Origin of the sequence: Leptospira venezuelensis, assembly GCF_002150035.1 — a bacterium.
Taxonomy (GTDB): Bacteria; Spirochaetota; Leptospiria; order Leptospirales; family Leptospiraceae; genus Leptospira_B; species Leptospira_B venezuelensis.
The window spans coordinates 213,946-230,998 of record NZ_NETS01000010.1 but is presented as its reverse complement, the minus strand read 5'-3'; the positions used below and the strand labels follow the sequence as shown (position 1 = coordinate 230,998).

Here is a 17,053-nt window from a genome sequence, read left to right as displayed (position 1 = left end):
CAGTCGAGATCCTAGTGTAAAGGAGAGAGAGTATTTATCGGAAGAGGAAATCTTCGCTTTCTTCTCTGGCTTCTTCCCAGCTAAATACTGTATCTCTGAGTTGAGGAGTGTTTCCTTCGACTGTTGAGACAAGCTGGTATTCTTCCTTTCTGCCAAATTCTTCCGGGAGGCGTTTTAGGACAAGTTTTCCGGAGCGGATCAGATCTAAAACATGCAGAAGAAATGGGTCTCTTTCGGAACGTTGTAGTTCTTTCATGGAAGAATAAAAAGGCATAATCCCTTTATAGAACCAATCCACGGTCTCGTTTTTGCCTGGAGCCCAAAGTTGGTCCAGTCGGATGGATTCCTCTTGGACTAAACTTTTACCTTGGAAAGGTTTTTGCAGATGTCTGCACTGAAAATATAGTTCGTGATTTATCTCGCGAGGGAAGGTTCTGCCATAACCTGCACCGATCCATTCTAACCATGCTTTCTTCTCTTTGCTTGGAAGTGCAGGTATCAATGCAAATAGGTAGTTTTGATTTCGGAACACTCTAGATTGTGCTAAAAAATCCAAAACTTCGTATGGGATCATATAATGACCAGCCTGCCATTCAATTACGACAGGAACATTTTCCACATCCAAATACTCGTCAGGAGTTTCCTTTTGGACTACGTCACCGAATTGAGTGAGTATATAAATAAAAGATAATAGTTCTCTTCTTGTCATGGAGCGGATAAGAGTATCCGAATCTAGTTTTTGTTTTAAAGAAGCGCGAATTAGATTATATTGTTCTAATGGATACTGATGAGGGGATAGAATAATCCCTAAATGTTTTTCTAATTTGCGAAGGTTCGTCCTTTCGACTAAATCGATATTTCCGGAAACTAGAAAAGGCATAAAATTAAAGAGCTTTACTCGCGATATCTTTACGGAAGAAGGTTTTGGAAATTTTGAAACCGCTTAAATAAGAATAAACCTTATCTACAGATTCTTTTAGATCCTTACCGTAAGAAGAGATTCCTAGAATTCTTCCACCTGTCGATATTAAGTTTCCATCCTTTTTTGAAGTGCCCGCATGAAAAACTACAAGATCTTTACTATTTGTTTCAGGTAAATTTAAAGGAATATTCTTTTCATAAGAATCGGGGTAACCTTCCGCGGCCAAAACGACTACGGTGGATGCTCCGGGTTTCAAACCTATTTTTACATCTCCAAGTGCCCCTTTGGCAGACGCTTGGAAGATTTCGAGTAAGTCACCTTCTAACATCGGTAACACACATTGTGTCTCAGGGTCACCAAATCTACAATTGAACTCTACAACTCTCGGATTTCCTTTGCCATCTATCATTAACCCGGCATACAAAAGGCCTTTATACGGATTTCCTTTCTTGCGGAAGATCTCGAATACAGGTTGGAAGACGAGTGTATTCACTTTTTCTAATGTTTCTTTAGTGACGATCGGGGCAGGACAGTATGCGCCCATGCCGCCTGTATTAGGGCCTTGATCCCCATCATACGCTCTTTTATGATCTTGAGCAGCAGGAAGAGTGAAATATGTATTTCCATCGCTGATTGCAAAGATAGAGGCTTCTTGTCCGTCCATGAACTCTTCTATAACAACTTTAGATCCGCTTTTTCCGAATTTATTATCTAAAAAGATCTCTTTTAGCGCATGTGTCGCTTGAGAGAGCTCAGTGCAGACTGTTACACCTTTACCTGCAGCAAGACCATCAGCCTTGATTACAATAGGTGCTCCTTCTTTTTGAACATACGAATATGCAGATTCATAATTTTCGAAAGAAGCATACTTAGCAGTAGGGACTCCGGCTTCTATCATTAATGCTTTTGCAAATTCTTTAGAGCCTTCTATCTGGGCACAATAGGCAGAAGGTCCGAAAACTGGGACTCCTATCTCTGCTAACCAGTCTCCGATCCCATCTACTAATGGATCTTCTGGACCAATTACTACTAAATCATATTCATTTTTTTGAATGAAGCTTTGAACGGACGATTTACTTTTCAGATCGAAAGAATTTGGGGCTAAAATCTCAGAATCAGGAAAGCCTCCGTTTCCCGGAAAAACATGTAATTGGCTTAGCTTAGGGGACTGGCGAAGTTTATAAGCAATAGCGCTCTCACGACCCCCGGAGCCGATTAAAAGGATTTTAGACATAATATTTCACCACGATTTAGTCTGAAAAATTAACCTAGTTTTTCCAAACCTTTTTGGAGAACTTCTTTTTTATCACGGACAGTTTTGAGTTTTTCTTTTTCTTTTTCGATCACATCCGGATTCGCTTTTGCGATGAAGTTCTCATTTCCTAATTTAGAAGCGAGTTTCTCTTCTTCTTGGATCAATTTCTGCAATTCTTTGTCTATACGTGCTCTTTCTTTTTCGAAGTCTATCATTCCTGCCAAAGGAAGAATTACTTCTCCGAAACGGAACGCGCCAACTGAGTCCGTTTTTTCTCCAGTATAGTTCGCATTCACTTCTATACTTTCTAAACGAGCTAATTGTAAGATAGAGAACTCAAAGTCTTTTACTGCAGAAGCGACCAAAGGTTCCGAAGACTTTAAGATCACCTTACATTTTTTATCTAATGGAACACCATTTTCCGCTCTTTGAACACGGATCTGGGTGACTACATCTTGTAGAATAATTGTTTTCTGAACGCCTTCATCACCGGCGGAAACATTATAAGAAGTCGGGAAAGGAGTTTGGATTAAAAAATCTCCCTCACTAAATACTTCGTAAATCTCTTCCGTTAAGAATGGCATAAAAGGATGAAGAAGTCCTAACGCCTTAATTAGAATACTTGCAAGTACTTGTTTTGCGATCTCTTGGGATTCTTCTCCCAGCTTTCCGTAAATTCGCGGTTTAACTAACTCGATATACCAGTCGCAGAAGTCTCCCCAAACAAAATCATAGATCTGAGAAGCCATTTCGAAAAACAGAAATTTGGAATATGCTTTTTCATAATTGGCAAGAGTTTCGTTGAACTTATGAAGTATCCATTTGTCCATCGGTTCTAATTTCGAACCGTACTTTGATTCAAGATCTTCTAATTTCCAATCTGCATCTAAGTTCATTAGGATGAAACGGCTGGAGTTCCAGATCTTATTGCAGAAAGAACGATAGCCGTCTAATCTGCTTTCATCAAAAAGAACGTCTTTTGCTTCAGGTAAAGTAGCAGCTAAGAAGAAACGGAAAGAATCGGTTCCGTACTTATTCATCATGTCCAAAGGATCGATAACGTTTCCTATAGACTTGGAGAACTTCTTACCTTCTTTATCTCTTACTAATCCGTGAATGATCACTTTTTGAAAAGGAGCCTTTCCTAAGAACTTCTTTCCCATCATGATCATTCTAGCTACCCAGAAGAATATGATATCGAATCCGGTAACAAGCACCGAAGTAGGATAGAATTTTTTAAGATCTTCGGTATTCTCGGGCCAGCCCAGAGTAGAGAACGGCCAAAGTTGAGAAGAGAACCAAGTATCTAAAACATCTGTGTCTTGTTCCACTTCTGTGGAATTACATTTAGGACAATTAATAATATTTGTTTCGGAAACTTCTATATGTTTACAATTTTTGCAATGATATGCAGGGATACGATGTCCCCACCATAATTGTCGGGAGATACACCAATCTCTAATATTGTTCATCCACTCGTAGAAAGTTTTTTCCCAAAGTTTAGGAACAAATTCAGTTTCTCCCGATTGAACTGCTTGGACCGCAAGTTCAGCCAAAGGTTTCATTTTGCAGAACCACTGAGTAGATAAGTAAGGTTCTATTATTTCTCCGCCTCTGGAGTTATGACCAATAGAATGAGTGTGTTCTTCTATCTTTTCTACTAGGCCGAGAGCTTGTAGATCATCGATTACTTTTTTACGAGCTACGAATCTTTCTAATCCAGCGTATTTACCTGCATTCTCATTTAGAGTCGCATTAGGATTCATCACTAGTAAAGGTTTAAGTCCTAATCTTTGTCCTGCTTCAAAGTCATTCGGATCATGAGCAGGAGTGATCTTCACTAAACCGGATCCGAATTCTTTATCTACGAAAGAATCGAATAAAAGTGGGATCTTTCTATCAGTAAGTGGGAGTTCCAACTCCGCACCTTTTAAAGATTTATATCTTTCGTCATCAGGATGAGCTGCAACTGCAACGTCCCCAAACATAGTTTCAGGTCTTGTAGTCGCAACGATCAGATATTTACCCGGTTGTCCAACAATCGGATAACGTAAATGGTAGAGTTTACCTTTCACTTCCCTATGTTCTACTTCCAGATCTGAAATAGCTGTTAGAGTTTTGGGACACCAGTTGATGATCCTTTCGCCTCTGTATATTAAACCTTCGTCATATAATGTTTTGAAAACTTTGAAGACCGCTTTGGACAATCCTTCGTCCATAGTAAATCTGGAACGGGACCAATCTACGGATTCTCCCAAAAGCCTTTGTTGGTTTTGGATCATTCCACCTGAGTGTTCTTTCCATTCCCAAACTTTCTTTTCGAATTCTTCTCTAGTGAAGTCCGTTCTTTTTTTGCCTTCTTTAGCGAGTTCTCTTTCTACAACTACTTGAGTTGCGATCCCTGCATGGTCTGTGCCCGGAACCCAAAGAGCAGATTTCCCTTTTTTGCGTTCAATACGAGTTAAAATATCTTGGATAGTATGATTGAGTGCGTGGCCGATATGAAGGCTTCCGGTCACGTTAGGAGGAGGAAGAACGATGGTAAAAGATTCCCTTGCTTTGAGGTTGGGCTCAAAACTTTTTTCTTTCTCCCAGAGAGAGATCCATTTCGGTTCTACGCTGGTAGGTTCGTAGCGATCGCTGATTTGTTTCTTCATAGCCTTCGTTCGGATAGAATTTTCCGTCGGAGGGTGAGGTCAAGTCGTACTAACCTTGTAATTAAGTGGGAATATTATAAAAAAAGCCCCAGAGTGTTATTCCGGGGCCTTAAGAACTAAAGATCTGTTTATAACGAGATAATTAGAGAGATATCTTTCCTTATTGTAAGGTCTTTTTGAGCAAAGTTTTGAGATAAGAAGAAGGGAACTTCTCCTTATCCTTAATCAATATGCAGTTCTTGCCATTTTCCGATTTTGGAAACTTAGCACGAAATGCCCTCACAAAAGACTCTTCGCAGAAATAAATAGAAAGATGGCTTTTATGGTTCGAGAATGCGACCCATCGCCCATTCCTTTCGAAAGTAGGCATACCATATTTCAGGCTTTCTCTAAGATCGGAAAATTCTTCCCGAATCGAATCCACCAAATCCTGTAATTTTTCACTCCTAACGGAAGGAGTTCTTTCTAAATAGTCCTCCACATCTGGATTTGAATTTGAATCCAATCTAGGGAGTGTGGGAACTAATGCATAAAGTAGCATATATTTGTCCTAGGGGCAGGACCCTGTTCACTTAACCTGCGTTCGCAACCAATGGTAAAGGTTCCAAGCTTGGAGTAGAAACCGCACCACCTTTGAAAAGTTGAGCGAGCTCGCTCCAATCTTCTCTGCTAAAATAATCTAATCCGCCATCTGGGCAGCCGAGAAGATCTTCTATCGTTTTGTGATAAGAAAGCATCAAGTCGTATAGATCGGCCTCGGATTCTTTACTTCTTCCTAAAAGATAGAAAGCAACTTTTTCACCCAAAGCATCACTTAGGTCAAAAATTATGGAAGTCAGGTGGTCTGCTCTCAATTCACTCTTGAGTGACGCGTCCTGCTGGCCTTCTACTATCAAAGAAGCAAATAACGGAAAACTTAAATCTACCGATTTGCGTCGTATCTTATCTCTCAATTGAAGATTGCTGGCTGAGAAAAGGGATTCTAGAAGGAAGCGAACTTCTTCTGATTTACCTTTTTTCCAATTTCTTGCAACAATGAGTGCTCTGCGGAGTTTATCCAGGCCGGTGCCTTCTGATCCCAAATCTCCAATCTCTACTTGCATGGCCGCATGTGCTTCTTTTGCGAATTGCACTGCGATCTCTTCTAAAAGTTCTTCTTTGGATTGAAAATGGTGGTAAAAGGTTCCTTTAGCTATATCTAAAGCGGATAGAATATCCTGAATGGATGTGGTTTCGTACCCTTTTTCGAAGAATAGCCTTCTGGATTCGTTGAGAATTCTTTCTTTTGTGGAGATTTTCGCTGGGATCATGGTGGTTCCTCCTGCTAAACCGACGGTCGGTATAGACCGTTAGTCGGTTTTGACAATACATCCGACTATGCGTCGGTCAAACATATTTCAAAACAACGGGCAAAAAAATCAACAAAGGAAACAAATAAAATGAAAAATGTTTCCTGACTTTCTGGCGGAAAATCCGACGGTCGGTCGAGTCGGTGTTGGAACGTGGGTTTGTGTAGGCGGAATGTGGAATCCAAATTCCGCACTGTCTCAAAATATAATGCCGCCCTGGTACGGGCACGTTAGTTGCCTCTGCGGCTCCGCGTCTCTGCGTGGTAATTTTTTATTTTTTAATTTCACGCAGAGGCGCAAAGTCGCGGAGGTTTTTTGGTTTTTATAAAGAATCTATTTTATCGAGAAGAAGTTTATATCCATCCTCACCGATTGACTTTATCCCTAAGGAAAACTCTGTCTCTCCGTTTAAGTCTGTGAATGGAATTTTATATTTTTCTAAAATAGAAGAAAGTTCTCTATGAATAGGCGAAATAGAGAACGTTACAGAAGGTATTTTTAAATATAAGGCCTCGAATACACTTTGGCCGAAGTATCCTAGAAAGGTTTCAGAAGACCTGAGTGTTTGCAGATACTGAACTCGCGAAAGTCTAGGAAAATATTCTATCCCATTCGTATTAGGAACAGTTCCTCCGATCCTAATTCTTTTTTTAGAAGAATTTTGGATCAGGAATCTATCTAGATTTTCGGATTCTTCTTTTCCTAAGTTTCCAGCGTAACAAAAAATTCCGTATTCTTTATCCGGATTTTTTTCTTCACTCATTGCAGAAGAAATTAGATTTGGTGGAATTAAGATTTGGCTCCAATCAAAGTTCGGATCATTTTGTGGATGAGGAAGAAGATCCCAAAAATCGTATTTCTTTTTGTCATCACCGAAATGATCTAGGAGTAGGACTTTTGTTTTTTGGTAAGTGATCGGAATATCGATATCTCTATAATCTATTAGAAGAATATCATATTCTCCATCTTTTGGAAATGTAGAAAGCCATTCTGGTTCCCAACCTCTAAAGGGTAAAAAAGAATACAAAAGTGAAGTTCTGGAAAAATGTCCGGAACCGAATTCTTTTGCGGGCGCGACCAATACGCCAATCTTTCCTTTGATCGTTTGGTTTGGAGAAGGTAGATTAAATTTTACCTGAGGGACATCCAAATTTTTTTGGAATAGAGAAGGTTCTTTCTTCTCCCATTCTAAAAATTCTTTTGTATTAAAATTGCCGATCGACTCGAATGATTTTTGGGTCAGTAGATTAGAGATCGTTTCAAAATCTTCCGTTGTGTCCACGGTCAGTCTGAAATTTGCTAATCTGGAACCTTCTTCTTTTGTTAGCAGACTTGGGATTGCGGTGATTTTGTATTTTGTAGGATCTTCTTTAATATGAATGCTTACATGTTCTCTATGTCTTTCCTCCTGTTCTGAGTCAGAAAGATTTTGAAGTGCAGAAGTTCTGAAAACCTCTCCTCCTGTTCCAAGAGGTAACCCTTTAAAATAAGCTAAATCCGAATCGGATTCTATAAATGTTTGGAGAAGTAGATCCAAATGAGTTGTATCGTAAAAAGGATTGTCTCCAGTTAATCTAAGAATTGCATCCGCGCCGAATTTTTTTGCAGCAAGAATATATCTTAGGCGAACATCTTCCAATGGTCCAGAGAAGTGATTCATTCCTTTCTTTTCCAAAAAAGATTCTAGTTCAGTATCTCCATCTGGGATCAGATAAATGATCCTGGAATTCGGTAGGATCTTTAAGATTCGAGAATGAATATGATCTAAGATCGTTTTATCCGAATGAGAAGGGATCGGACGGATTACTTTTTTAGGGAATCTTGTAGATCCGGTCCTCGCCTGAATAAAAGCGAATAGAGAGCGGATCTTAGGTTTAGGCGTTAAAAGTATACCACTCATCGCAGGAAAGGCAAGGGGCAGGGATGGATTCGTGTGCTCCTTTCGCGGAAGAAGTGAAGAATGGATTTCCTTTTGCCCAAATTTGCTCTAAGGAATCCTGATTTAGATTTCCTAAAGAATGTTTTTTAGAGCCAGGAGTTTGTTTGCAAATAGAAACTTCTCCGGTGGCATTCAAATAAATATCTCTAGAAATATGCCAACAAAAATCGCGACCTAAAGGTGTAAGATCTGAGGCTCTACGCTGAGGAAGAGTATCCGAATAAGAATTATATTTTTGTAAAATGATTTCATACCCTTCTTTTTGGGCTTGTTCATACCAGGAATCTAATTCCGCATCCACCTCTTGGATTTTCAGGAATTGAAGATGGATCGAAGACTTAGGTAAAACATTAGAAACTGCTGCCAGATTTTGTAATACTTGATCTAGATTGTCTTTTCCATAAAGTCGAGAATACGATTTTTTATCTCTGGTGGTCAGGTTTACGATCAAGCTGACCTTCTTCTTTTCTTCTTCTTTTAAGGAGGAAAGTAATTTGATAAAACCAGAAAGGTCGCCGTATAAGGCGGACTCTATAAATAATTCCTTTAGATTGAAAGAAGCTAAAGTTTTTTGAACAAGCTCAGGAAACTTTGGATGAAGTGTTGGTTCTCCTAATCCGCCAAAACATACACTATAAGGAAGTCCCTGGTCTTCTGCTTGAGATAAAAGTTTATCTAAAACCTGGGGGTCTAAGGCAAGATTATCTTCTTCTGGTTTTAGATTTTGTCTTGGGCAGAAATTGCATTCGTATTCGCAACCTCTGTATAATTCCACTTCGTAGTAGCTAGGAGCTGAACGAAATATTTCAGGGCGGGAAATCAGGAAAGATTGGATCTCGTCATACTTCCAGTTTTCCTTTTCTTTTAAAAAAGAAGATAATAATCTGAAAGATCTTGGATTATTCGCTGAGAAGTCTAATCTCCATTGTCTGAGATCAGGAGAAGTATAAAAAATTTCAGTATCGAATTGATTGATGTTTTTCGCTAGAAAGTCTTGGGTTCCACCTGTATATCCCGCAGGCAAACTTCTCACAAATTCTCTGGAAAGAATCCTAGGAACAATTCCCGCAGGAAGATTTTCAGAATAAGAATACTGGGCCAGATACTTTTCGTGACGAAGGATCAATTCTTGCGTAAGATTGGGATCCAATATAGGTGCAAACCCATCAAAAACTAAAAAGCAAGTCTCGTCCCATTCTGCATCTCCTGTTCTGGAAGAGGGAAGTGAGTCACATATCTCAGAAAAAAATCCTGCTTCTGTATTGGATTGGATCATTATAAAATCAGAATATCCTAATTGATTGATTATCTTTTTGGATTCTTCTCCTGATCCGAGCTTACGATTGGAATAAACTGGAATTCCTTTTAATACAGAAGATAATTTTTTAAGAGTAAATTCTAAATAATGAAGCTGACTTTCCTGATCTATATTTCCTTTTACAGATATAAGATCTTCTTTTAGATAAAATACGATAGCTTGGGGGGGAAATTTCATATTCAAATGGATCTGTTTAGCTGGAGATTTCCGAACTTAATCCAGGGTAAATGTTTCTTGTTGGTCCGGGATCTTGTTCTCTTTTTTATAAATGTCGTCGAAGATCTGTATCGGCACAGTGGTCCTGGATTCTCTTACCCATTTTATAAAATTTTCGTCTTCTTTTTCGCGACTTAGAAGATTTACAATACCTTGGCGAACGTTTTCTAAAGGAGTGGGTCTTTTCCCTTCTACCTTAACGATACAATAACGTTTTCTTTCATCTCTGAATACTTCTGATACTGAGCCAACGGGTATAGTAGATAATGCCACTGCAACTGAGCGATTTGTTTTATATAATTCGAAAGAAGAGACCCAATCCATAAGTCCTTTTCTGGCTCTTAAGTTTGCGTCTGTGTTTCTAGGAGAAGCAGCGATTAAACCAAAGGACGCAGGATCAGATAGAACATTTTTTTTGATCTCGCTCGCCTCTTTATGGATCCTAGATTCTTCTGTGATAGAATCATTATTAGGAGAGATGGCAATCTGTCTGTATTGGACTTCGAATCCTACCTTCTCTCTATTCTGAGCATACCATGCACGAATATCTTTATCAGAGGGTGGGTGGTTCGGCACCTTGTATTGCATAAGCTGAGTCTTTTTGATTTGATATGGAAGTTCCGTATACCAGAGTTCGTAAGACATTCCGGAGCTGGATTCGACTGCTTTTTCGAATTGTTTACGAGAAGTAACTCCCATAAACTCCATTCTCTTTTCGATCTCGCTTTCTAACCTTTTTTCATTCACTTGGATGGATTCATCTTCCGCTATAGAATCCACAACGGCTCTATCTATCAAAAAGTCTATGATACGAGTCCGAAGAGATTTTCTCATGTCCTCGTTTTTGAGATATTTGGTAAGTTTCTGGTACTTATCTTGAGCATCGTCGAAATCCAATTCACTGATGGATTGATTTCCCACGGTTGCGATAATCCTATTTAAGGATTCAGCAGGTCGGATCTCCGAAGTGAGTACACTTAGAGAAACTATACCTGTGAATAAGGCGAGTTTGCGCGAAAATGAAGCTGAGGATCCGGGAAAAATTCCTAACACAGGGAAAAGGATGCTCCCGATCCTCTCTTGTTCAACCGTTTTTCGAAAGCCCGAAGGTCTCGTGGATCTTGTTTACGGCAGTTTCTGCATGAATTCTTGGGATCACACAGGAGATTTTGATCTCTGAAGTGGAGATCATTTCGATATTGATCTCTTTTTCCGCCAAAGCTTTGAACATTTGAGCGGCCACGCCCACATGGGATTTCATTCCAATCCCTACTGCAGAAACAATAGAGATCTCTTCATTGATCTCAGGCTTTTTAGCTCCTTGAGAATTACAGAAGGATTCCAAAATAGGAAGAGCCTGAACCAGGTCTTTTTTAGGTATTGTGAAGGAGATTGTATTTCTTCCATTATAAGGAGAAGATTGAACGATCACATCAACAAGAATATCCTTGGAACTTAAGTCTCCAAAAAGAACTGCTGCAAGCCCTGGTTTGTCCGGAACATCTGCGATTGTAATTCTGACTTGGTCGTTCTTTGCGGTAACACCGCTTACTTTCAATTTTTCCATAATTTTGTCCTCGTTTACAACCAGAGTCCCCGGATTATTATTAAAGCTGGAACGTACATGGATCACCACATCGTAGTTCATTCCTAACTCAACACTTCTGGAATGAAGAACGCCTGCACCTAGGCTCGCGAGCTCCAACATTTCTTCGTAAGTGATCTGGGAATGTTTAGTGGCTTGGGGAACCACTCTTGGGTCCGCTGTATACACCCCGTCCACATCAGTATAAATTTCACATTCTTTTGCGCCAAGCACGGCAGCTAACGCTACCGCAGAAGTATCCGATCCACCTCTGCCTAACGTAGTGATGTTTTCATCTAGGTCTATTCCTTGAAATCCTGCTACGATCACAACGTTTCCTGAATTTAACGCTGCATCAATTCTGGAACGATCCACTCCTTGGATCTTTGCATTGGAGAAGTTCCCGTCAGTGATCATTTTGATCTGAGAACCTGTGAATGATTTTGCAGGAACTCCTACATCCCAAAGAGCCATCGCGAGAAGAGAAATTGAAACTTGTTCTCCTGTGGACAATAGCATATCCATCTCTCTCTTAGGAGGATTTTTAGTGATCTTATCAGCAAGATCCACCAGCTCATCCGTCGTATGGCCCATTGCTGAAACGACTACGACAACATGGTTGCCTTCTTCATGATAACGTTTGATTCTACCGGCTACATTCCGGATGCGATCGGGAGATCCTACTGAAGTTCCCCCGTACTTTTGGACGATTATGTTTGCCATCGCTGCCTACCATCTTTTTGGGCTCGGAGAGGGGATCAAGATAAATCAAATCTGGAAGTCGGGAAAGAATCCTTGTTTTCAAGGAAAGTCGGCCGATCTTTATGGAGAGTTCTCCCTGCTTTGGGAGAAGGGGGCCCCCATTTTTTCTCCTATCGATTGGTATCTAATCTTAGCTTATATCATTTTCGCTTTTTCGGTCGGGGTTCTTCTTTCCTCTAAGGCTGGAGAAAGTTTGAGTTCCTACTTTGTGGCGGATAGAAAACTTCCTTGGTGGTGGCTCGGAACTTCTATGGTTGCGACTACATTTGCCGCGGACACTCCCTTAGTTATCACAGGAATGGTTGCCTTGGATGGGGTAAGTGGAAACTGGCTTTGGTGGAGCTGGGCAATCGGTTATCTGATCATTACAGTTTTCTTTGCAGCTTCTTGGAGAAAGGCAGAAGTTCTTACTGATGTAGAATTTGTAGAATTACGATACTCCGGAACAGGCGCAGTAATCCTAAGAGCGGCAAAAGCGTTTTTCTTAAGTATTTTATTTAACTCCATCATATTGGGCTGGGTTTTCAAGGCAATGTCCAAGATCACTGCTCCATTCTTAGATTGGAATGTATTGCTTGGCGCAGAAGTATTTAGATCCATCTCTGATGCTTGGCCAAGCTTCTTAATATTAGGAGATTTGAATACTACCCTTACTGTTCTTATTCTTTTCTCCGTTGTAGTTTTTTACAGTAGTATGGGCGGGATCCAAGGTGTGATCCTAACTGATTTATTCCAGTTTGCTTTGGGGATAGGTGGTGCAATCTTATTTGCGATTTTTGCAATCCAATACGTAGGTGGTTTAGAAGGCCTTTATTCTAAATTAGAGACACTGTATCCGGGCAAATCAGAATCCATCGTTTCTTTTTGGCCAAGGATAGGAGAAGAAGAGCATGGGCTTCCTCTTCAAGTTTTCCTAATATTCATAGGAGTTCAATGGTGGATTCAATACCATTCAGATGGATCTGGATATTTAGCACAACGATTACATACTGCAAAAACTCCTAAGGATGCGGAACTCGGGTCTCTTTGGTTCAATATTGCTAATTTTATTTTACGCACATGGCCTTGGGTTTTAACGGGACTTGTATGCTTAGTAGTGTTCCCTTTACATGATGCTGACTTATTTCAACCTGCAGGCGTAGTCGTTCAGTCTGATAGAGAGATCGCGTACCCAATGCTAATGAAGATCGTTTTGCCTGCTGGGTGTTTGGGATTCGTATTCGTAAGTTTAATGGCAGCATTCATGTCTACTGCAGACACTCATATCAACTGGGGTGCCAGTTATCTAGTGAATGATCTATATCTGAGATTTATAAAACCAGATGCTAAAAATAAAGAAACAGTCATCGCAGGAAGGATAGCTGTAGTTGTGATGGCGGGCATTGCGATCTTGGTTGCAACCCAGATGAATTCGATCGCATCCGCTTGGAAATTTTTCTTAGCAATGGCATCTGGTTTAGGTCTACCTCAAATATTAAGATGGATTTGGTGGAGAACAAATGCTTGGACGGAATTATCCGGGATGGGAACTGCTTTAGTTCTTTCACTCATTTTATATAAAGTATATCCGGATGTAAATGCAGATTATCTTTTATTCTTCACAGCTTTAGGAAGTGTGATCGTTTCCATTATAGTAACCTTTATGACCGCTCCCGTTCCGGACAAAGTATTAGATGCATTTGCAGCCAAGTTGCAACCTTTCGGCTTCTGGGGAAAATGGGGAGGAGTTTCCGCTCGCAAAAAATTCTATTCCAGAATTCGGATCTGGTTATTGGCGATATTCTCCTTATATGCGTGGCTCTTCGGAATAGGATATATTCTACAATTGAAATATACATTAGGTTTTATCTTCCTTGTGTTTGCGATACTTTCAGGGCTTATAGTTTTGAAGTTATGGGAAAAGAAGGATTCAGTTTCCTAATATAAATTGTTTTTTTGACAATAGCAATTTTCTGGCCACTCGGATCTAAAATTTCTATAAAATAGATCCGGGTCGTTTTCCTTTTGTTTTTGCATTCTTCTTTGATCGCATTTATGTCCTCAGAAGAGATTTCTATTTCTGATATCAGGTCTTGGTTGCTTGCTTTTAGAAAATCGATCTCTGCTTTTGTATCTAATACAAGATATTCAGGACCTAAATTTTCAGAAAGTGAGAATACGTATAGAGGGTCTACAAATGCGTAGATTGCCCCGCCGAAATGAAGCCCATTATAACCTTTGGTTTTATTATTAAAAGGAAATCTGACTTTTAGTTTTAAAAGATCTCTAGATGCAAATTCGAATCTTGGACCAAGCCTATGATAAACAGGCCAATTTTTTTGGATCATTCTGTTAAATCTAAGTAGTTTCCATTTTTCTAATGCTCTTTGTAAAAATTCGGATTCCAAAACGGAGAATGATAATGTGTACATTCTTTCCTCCATGTGTGAGAATGTCCTTTTCTTAATTGATTTAGTTTTATGTCAAACTAATGCAAGTTGTTTGGATTCAGAACTTTCTGGACTATAAAAATGGTGGATTGGGTTCTTTTGACGATTCGATGAAAAATATAGGTTTTTTGGATTAGAAACTCGTTCGGACCCGGGAGAAAAAAAGCTTTTCACATCAGGGCTTTCCGGTCAGTAAGATACGTTTTCGGAAAGAAAATCCGAGATTCTTCTCGGAGATAAAAATAATAAAACAGGTGTTATGTTAAGGAGAGAATCATGCAATTAGGTGCAGTCGAAAAAGGACTACTTCCGGCTCTTTTGGCAATCGTAATGCTCGGAATGGGTTTCGGGCTGGCAATCGGGGACTTCAAAAGGATTTTTACAACTCCTCTCCAAACCTTGGTCGGTACCTTGGGCCATTTCGTGATCATGCCTTTGGCTGCTTACGCAGTTGTATTGATCTTAGGTTTGGAATACGAACTCGCGTTAGGCGTCATTCTTGTGGGATCTTGTCCAAGCGGGACCACATCAAATTTGATCAATTATTTAGCAAAGGGTGATGTTGCCCTTGCAGTTGTTATCACTGCTCTTTCTACACTTCTTTGTCCGCTGCTTACTCCTGTGATTGTTACTTTTTTCGGTTCTTTATTGGATCCAACTGGTTCAAGTGTGATGCAGATTTCATTTTTCGAAATGTTGAAAACTGTGATCGCGATCATAGTAGTTCCGATTTCTATAGGAATGGCAGTAAAACATAAATTTCCAAACTTTGCTAAAAAGATAGAAAGTCCTTATAAAATTTTCTCCATTGCGTTTTTGGTTTTTGTGGTTGCATTCGTGACTTACAAAAACAGAGAGAATTTTATAGATATGGTCCTTTTAGTTGGACTTGCTGTTATTCTTCATAATACTTTCGGATTTGTAGCCGGATATTTTGTTCCGAAACTTCTAGGAATTGCAGAAAGACAAAGCAGAACTATCTCTATCGAAGTTGCGATCCAGAACACTACTCTGGGTATGACTCTTGCTATCCAATTTTTTGGACCTAAGGTGGCTTTACCTTCTGCGATCTTTAGTATTTGGATGTACATTGCAGGAATTGCTATGGCTCTTTTCTGGGGTTATGTAGTTCCATTGAAAGAAGAAAAAGTGGCTTAACATTAGAATGAAAAAAGAAGGCGGTGAATTCCACCGCCTTCCCCGAGAGATCATAGTAGAAGATTAACTAACGCGAACCAGAAATTCGTTACGTTTGCATCATTAGGATTCACACTTTCAAAGAAACTTCTGAAAGTGGAGCTTCCAAGTAGATAATCATTAATGAAGGTACCGAGTGTAATTCCGGTGTTTTCTATTTCTGTTCCAGTAAATTCCACAATAGAAGTGCAATGACTTTCATTTATACTTCTGTAATACGGAATAAAGTATTCCAGATTTGGATATCTATCGTATTGAGCCTTCAAATTCTCAATGTCCTGAGCCCAAAGAGTGGAAATGATGTATTCCTTATCCGCAGGATTGTTCTCGTCCAATCCATAGAATCTTGCATAAGAATACATAGAATAATTAGCATCCCTTCTGAATAGAGTGATTGCTAATTTGTCGTTCGGATATTTTTGAGCCAATGCTTCGCTGATCTTTCCATAATCCGCACGAATATCTACGGAAGGAAAGTCAGGTTGTGCCTTGCTGATAAAATACTCTGTGTTCCAAGCATCTTTAATCTTTTGGTGCAAAGGCCATTGGTTCCCAAATCCGGGAGCGGGAAAGATAGGTCCTGAATCATTCAATAGATAACTTTTAGAAGGACTTAAAGCTTTTCTAATGAAATGATAATTGATCAAAGAGCCAGCTCCACCTGCACTACATCCGGAAACGAGCATCTCTTTCGGCTTATTGAAATTATTCTTCAGCCAATTGATGACCAGTTCCATATTTTTGGCGCCTACGTGACGATAAGTAATCGGAGGATTTTGTCCGGTTGGATCCGAATAAGTTACGACCTTATTTCCTGCATACACATCTCCAGTGCAATAAGGAAGGAAAACTTTATTCCAATTAGAAGTTTTAACGTTTTGTCCAGTAGGATGGTTTTTTAATATAATCGGTGAGATTACAGCGTTTGGACTTCCTCCAGGAACATTTGGATCTATAAACGCTCCAAAGTTCATATGATTGTCAGGAACACCATTCGGATTCGCAGCTCCTCTAATGCCTGTTTGTCCAGTACAACTTTCGTAATCCCAGCAAGCTCCTCCCGGCTCCATATAAACCAGAAGTCTACTCGAATATCCTAAAATCCAATCCAAGATCCCGTCTGCACGATCCACGAATATTTTGTAAGGTGTTCCGTTACTGCAAACTGCACCAGGAATATACACCACATCGTAAGATCCATAGACAACGCTCGTTAGATCGTCCAAAATATTTTGGGCCTTTGGATCCGTGTTATCTAATCCTGCCAGATTACCTGCTCCTTTTTCGGAAGTTTCTAAAAGTCCTCCTAATAAAGCTAGGTCCTGCGTATTGTTCGTATTTTGGTCAGGGCTACAGAAAAATGACGTTACGGATAACGCTAGTACTATTCCCCCAAGCCAAATTCTCTTCACATCTTTCATTTT

General features: G+C 39.7%; 13 protein-coding genes. 2 read left to right on the top strand and 11 right to left on the bottom strand.

Annotated features, from left to right (window positions below):
- Positions 1 to 34: 34 nt before the first annotated feature.
- The 9 genes from B1C82_RS08225 to B1C82_RS08180 all read right to left on the bottom strand — a co-directional run bounded on the left by B1C82_RS08225 (position 35) and on the right by B1C82_RS08180 (position 11,964).
- Positions 35 to 880 (bottom strand): hypothetical protein, encoded by an 846-nt coding sequence (locus tag B1C82_RS08225; protein ID WP_086447132.1) that lies wholly within the window; start codon positions 878 to 880, stop codon positions 35 to 37.
- A gap of 4 nt (positions 881 to 884) precedes the next feature.
- Positions 885 to 2,156, bottom strand: coding sequence for a phosphoribosylamine--glycine ligase (gene purD, locus B1C82_RS08220; RefSeq protein ID WP_086447131.1), 1,272 nt, complete (start codon positions 2,154 to 2,156; stop codon positions 885 to 887).
- A gap of 29 nt (positions 2,157 to 2,185) precedes the next feature.
- Complete coding sequence (locus tag B1C82_RS08215) at positions 2,186 to 4,834, bottom strand: valine--tRNA ligase (RefSeq protein ID WP_086447130.1); 2,649 nt, start codon at positions 4,832 to 4,834, stop codon at positions 2,186 to 2,188.
- 160 nt (positions 4,835 to 4,994) lie between these two features.
- Positions 4,995 to 5,375 (bottom strand): iron chaperone, encoded by a 381-nt coding sequence (locus B1C82_RS08210; protein ID WP_086447129.1) that lies wholly within the window; start codon positions 5,373 to 5,375, stop codon positions 4,995 to 4,997.
- Positions 5,376 to 5,406: 31 nt separating this feature from the next.
- Positions 5,407 to 6,144: a TetR/AcrR family transcriptional regulator gene (locus B1C82_RS08205; RefSeq protein WP_086447128.1), complete on the bottom strand. Its 738-nt coding sequence runs from the start codon at positions 6,142 to 6,144 to the stop codon at positions 5,407 to 5,409.
- Between the two features lie 361 nt (positions 6,145 to 6,505).
- The gene (locus B1C82_RS08195) at positions 6,506 to 8,083 is read right to left on the bottom strand and encodes a cytidylyltransferase domain-containing protein (RefSeq protein WP_086447126.1); all 1,578 of its coding nucleotides are present in this window, start codon (positions 8,081 to 8,083) and stop codon (positions 6,506 to 6,508) included.
- A complete protein-coding gene (locus B1C82_RS08190) occupies positions 8,058 to 9,617 on the bottom strand; it encodes a spiro-SPASM protein (RefSeq protein WP_086447125.1) in 1,560 nt (519 codons plus the stop codon). Before B1C82_RS08190 ends, B1C82_RS08195 begins: the two co-directional genes overlap by 26 nt.
- Positions 9,618 to 9,653: 36 nt before the next feature.
- Positions 9,654 to 10,709 (bottom strand): putative peptidyl-prolyl cis-trans isomerase, encoded by a 1,056-nt coding sequence (locus B1C82_RS08185; protein WP_086447124.1) that lies wholly within the window; start codon positions 10,707 to 10,709, stop codon positions 9,654 to 9,656.
- A gap of 31 nt (positions 10,710 to 10,740) precedes the next feature.
- Entirely contained in the window at positions 10,741 to 11,964 is a 1,224-nt protein-coding gene (locus tag B1C82_RS08180; RefSeq protein ID WP_086447123.1) for an aspartate kinase, read from the bottom strand.
- Between the two features lie 139 nt (positions 11,965 to 12,103).
- Here B1C82_RS08180 and B1C82_RS08175 point away from each other — a divergent pair, with 139 nt between their 5' ends.
- Entirely contained in the window at positions 12,104 to 13,924 is a 1,821-nt protein-coding gene (locus B1C82_RS08175; RefSeq protein WP_199775764.1) for a sodium:solute symporter family protein, read from the top strand.
- Here B1C82_RS08175 and B1C82_RS08170 read toward each other — a convergent pair.
- Positions 13,881 to 14,414 (bottom strand): PaaI family thioesterase, encoded by a 534-nt coding sequence (locus B1C82_RS08170; RefSeq protein ID WP_086447121.1) that lies wholly within the window; start codon positions 14,412 to 14,414, stop codon positions 13,881 to 13,883. The genes B1C82_RS08175 and B1C82_RS08170 overlap by 44 nt on opposite strands.
- A 294-nt stretch (positions 14,415 to 14,708) precedes the next feature.
- Here B1C82_RS08170 and B1C82_RS08165 point away from each other — a divergent pair, with 294 nt between their 5' ends.
- Entirely contained in the window at positions 14,709 to 15,590 is an 882-nt protein-coding gene (locus B1C82_RS08165) for a bile acid:sodium symporter family protein (RefSeq protein WP_086447120.1), read from the top strand.
- 50 nt (positions 15,591 to 15,640) lie between these two features.
- Here the strand turns inward: B1C82_RS08165 and B1C82_RS08160 are convergent, their stop codons facing one another.
- Positions 15,641 to 17,050: a pectin acetylesterase-family hydrolase gene (locus tag B1C82_RS08160; protein WP_086447119.1), complete on the bottom strand. Its 1,410-nt coding sequence runs from the start codon at positions 17,048 to 17,050 to the stop codon at positions 15,641 to 15,643.
- Positions 17,051 to 17,053: the final 3 nt, after the last annotated feature.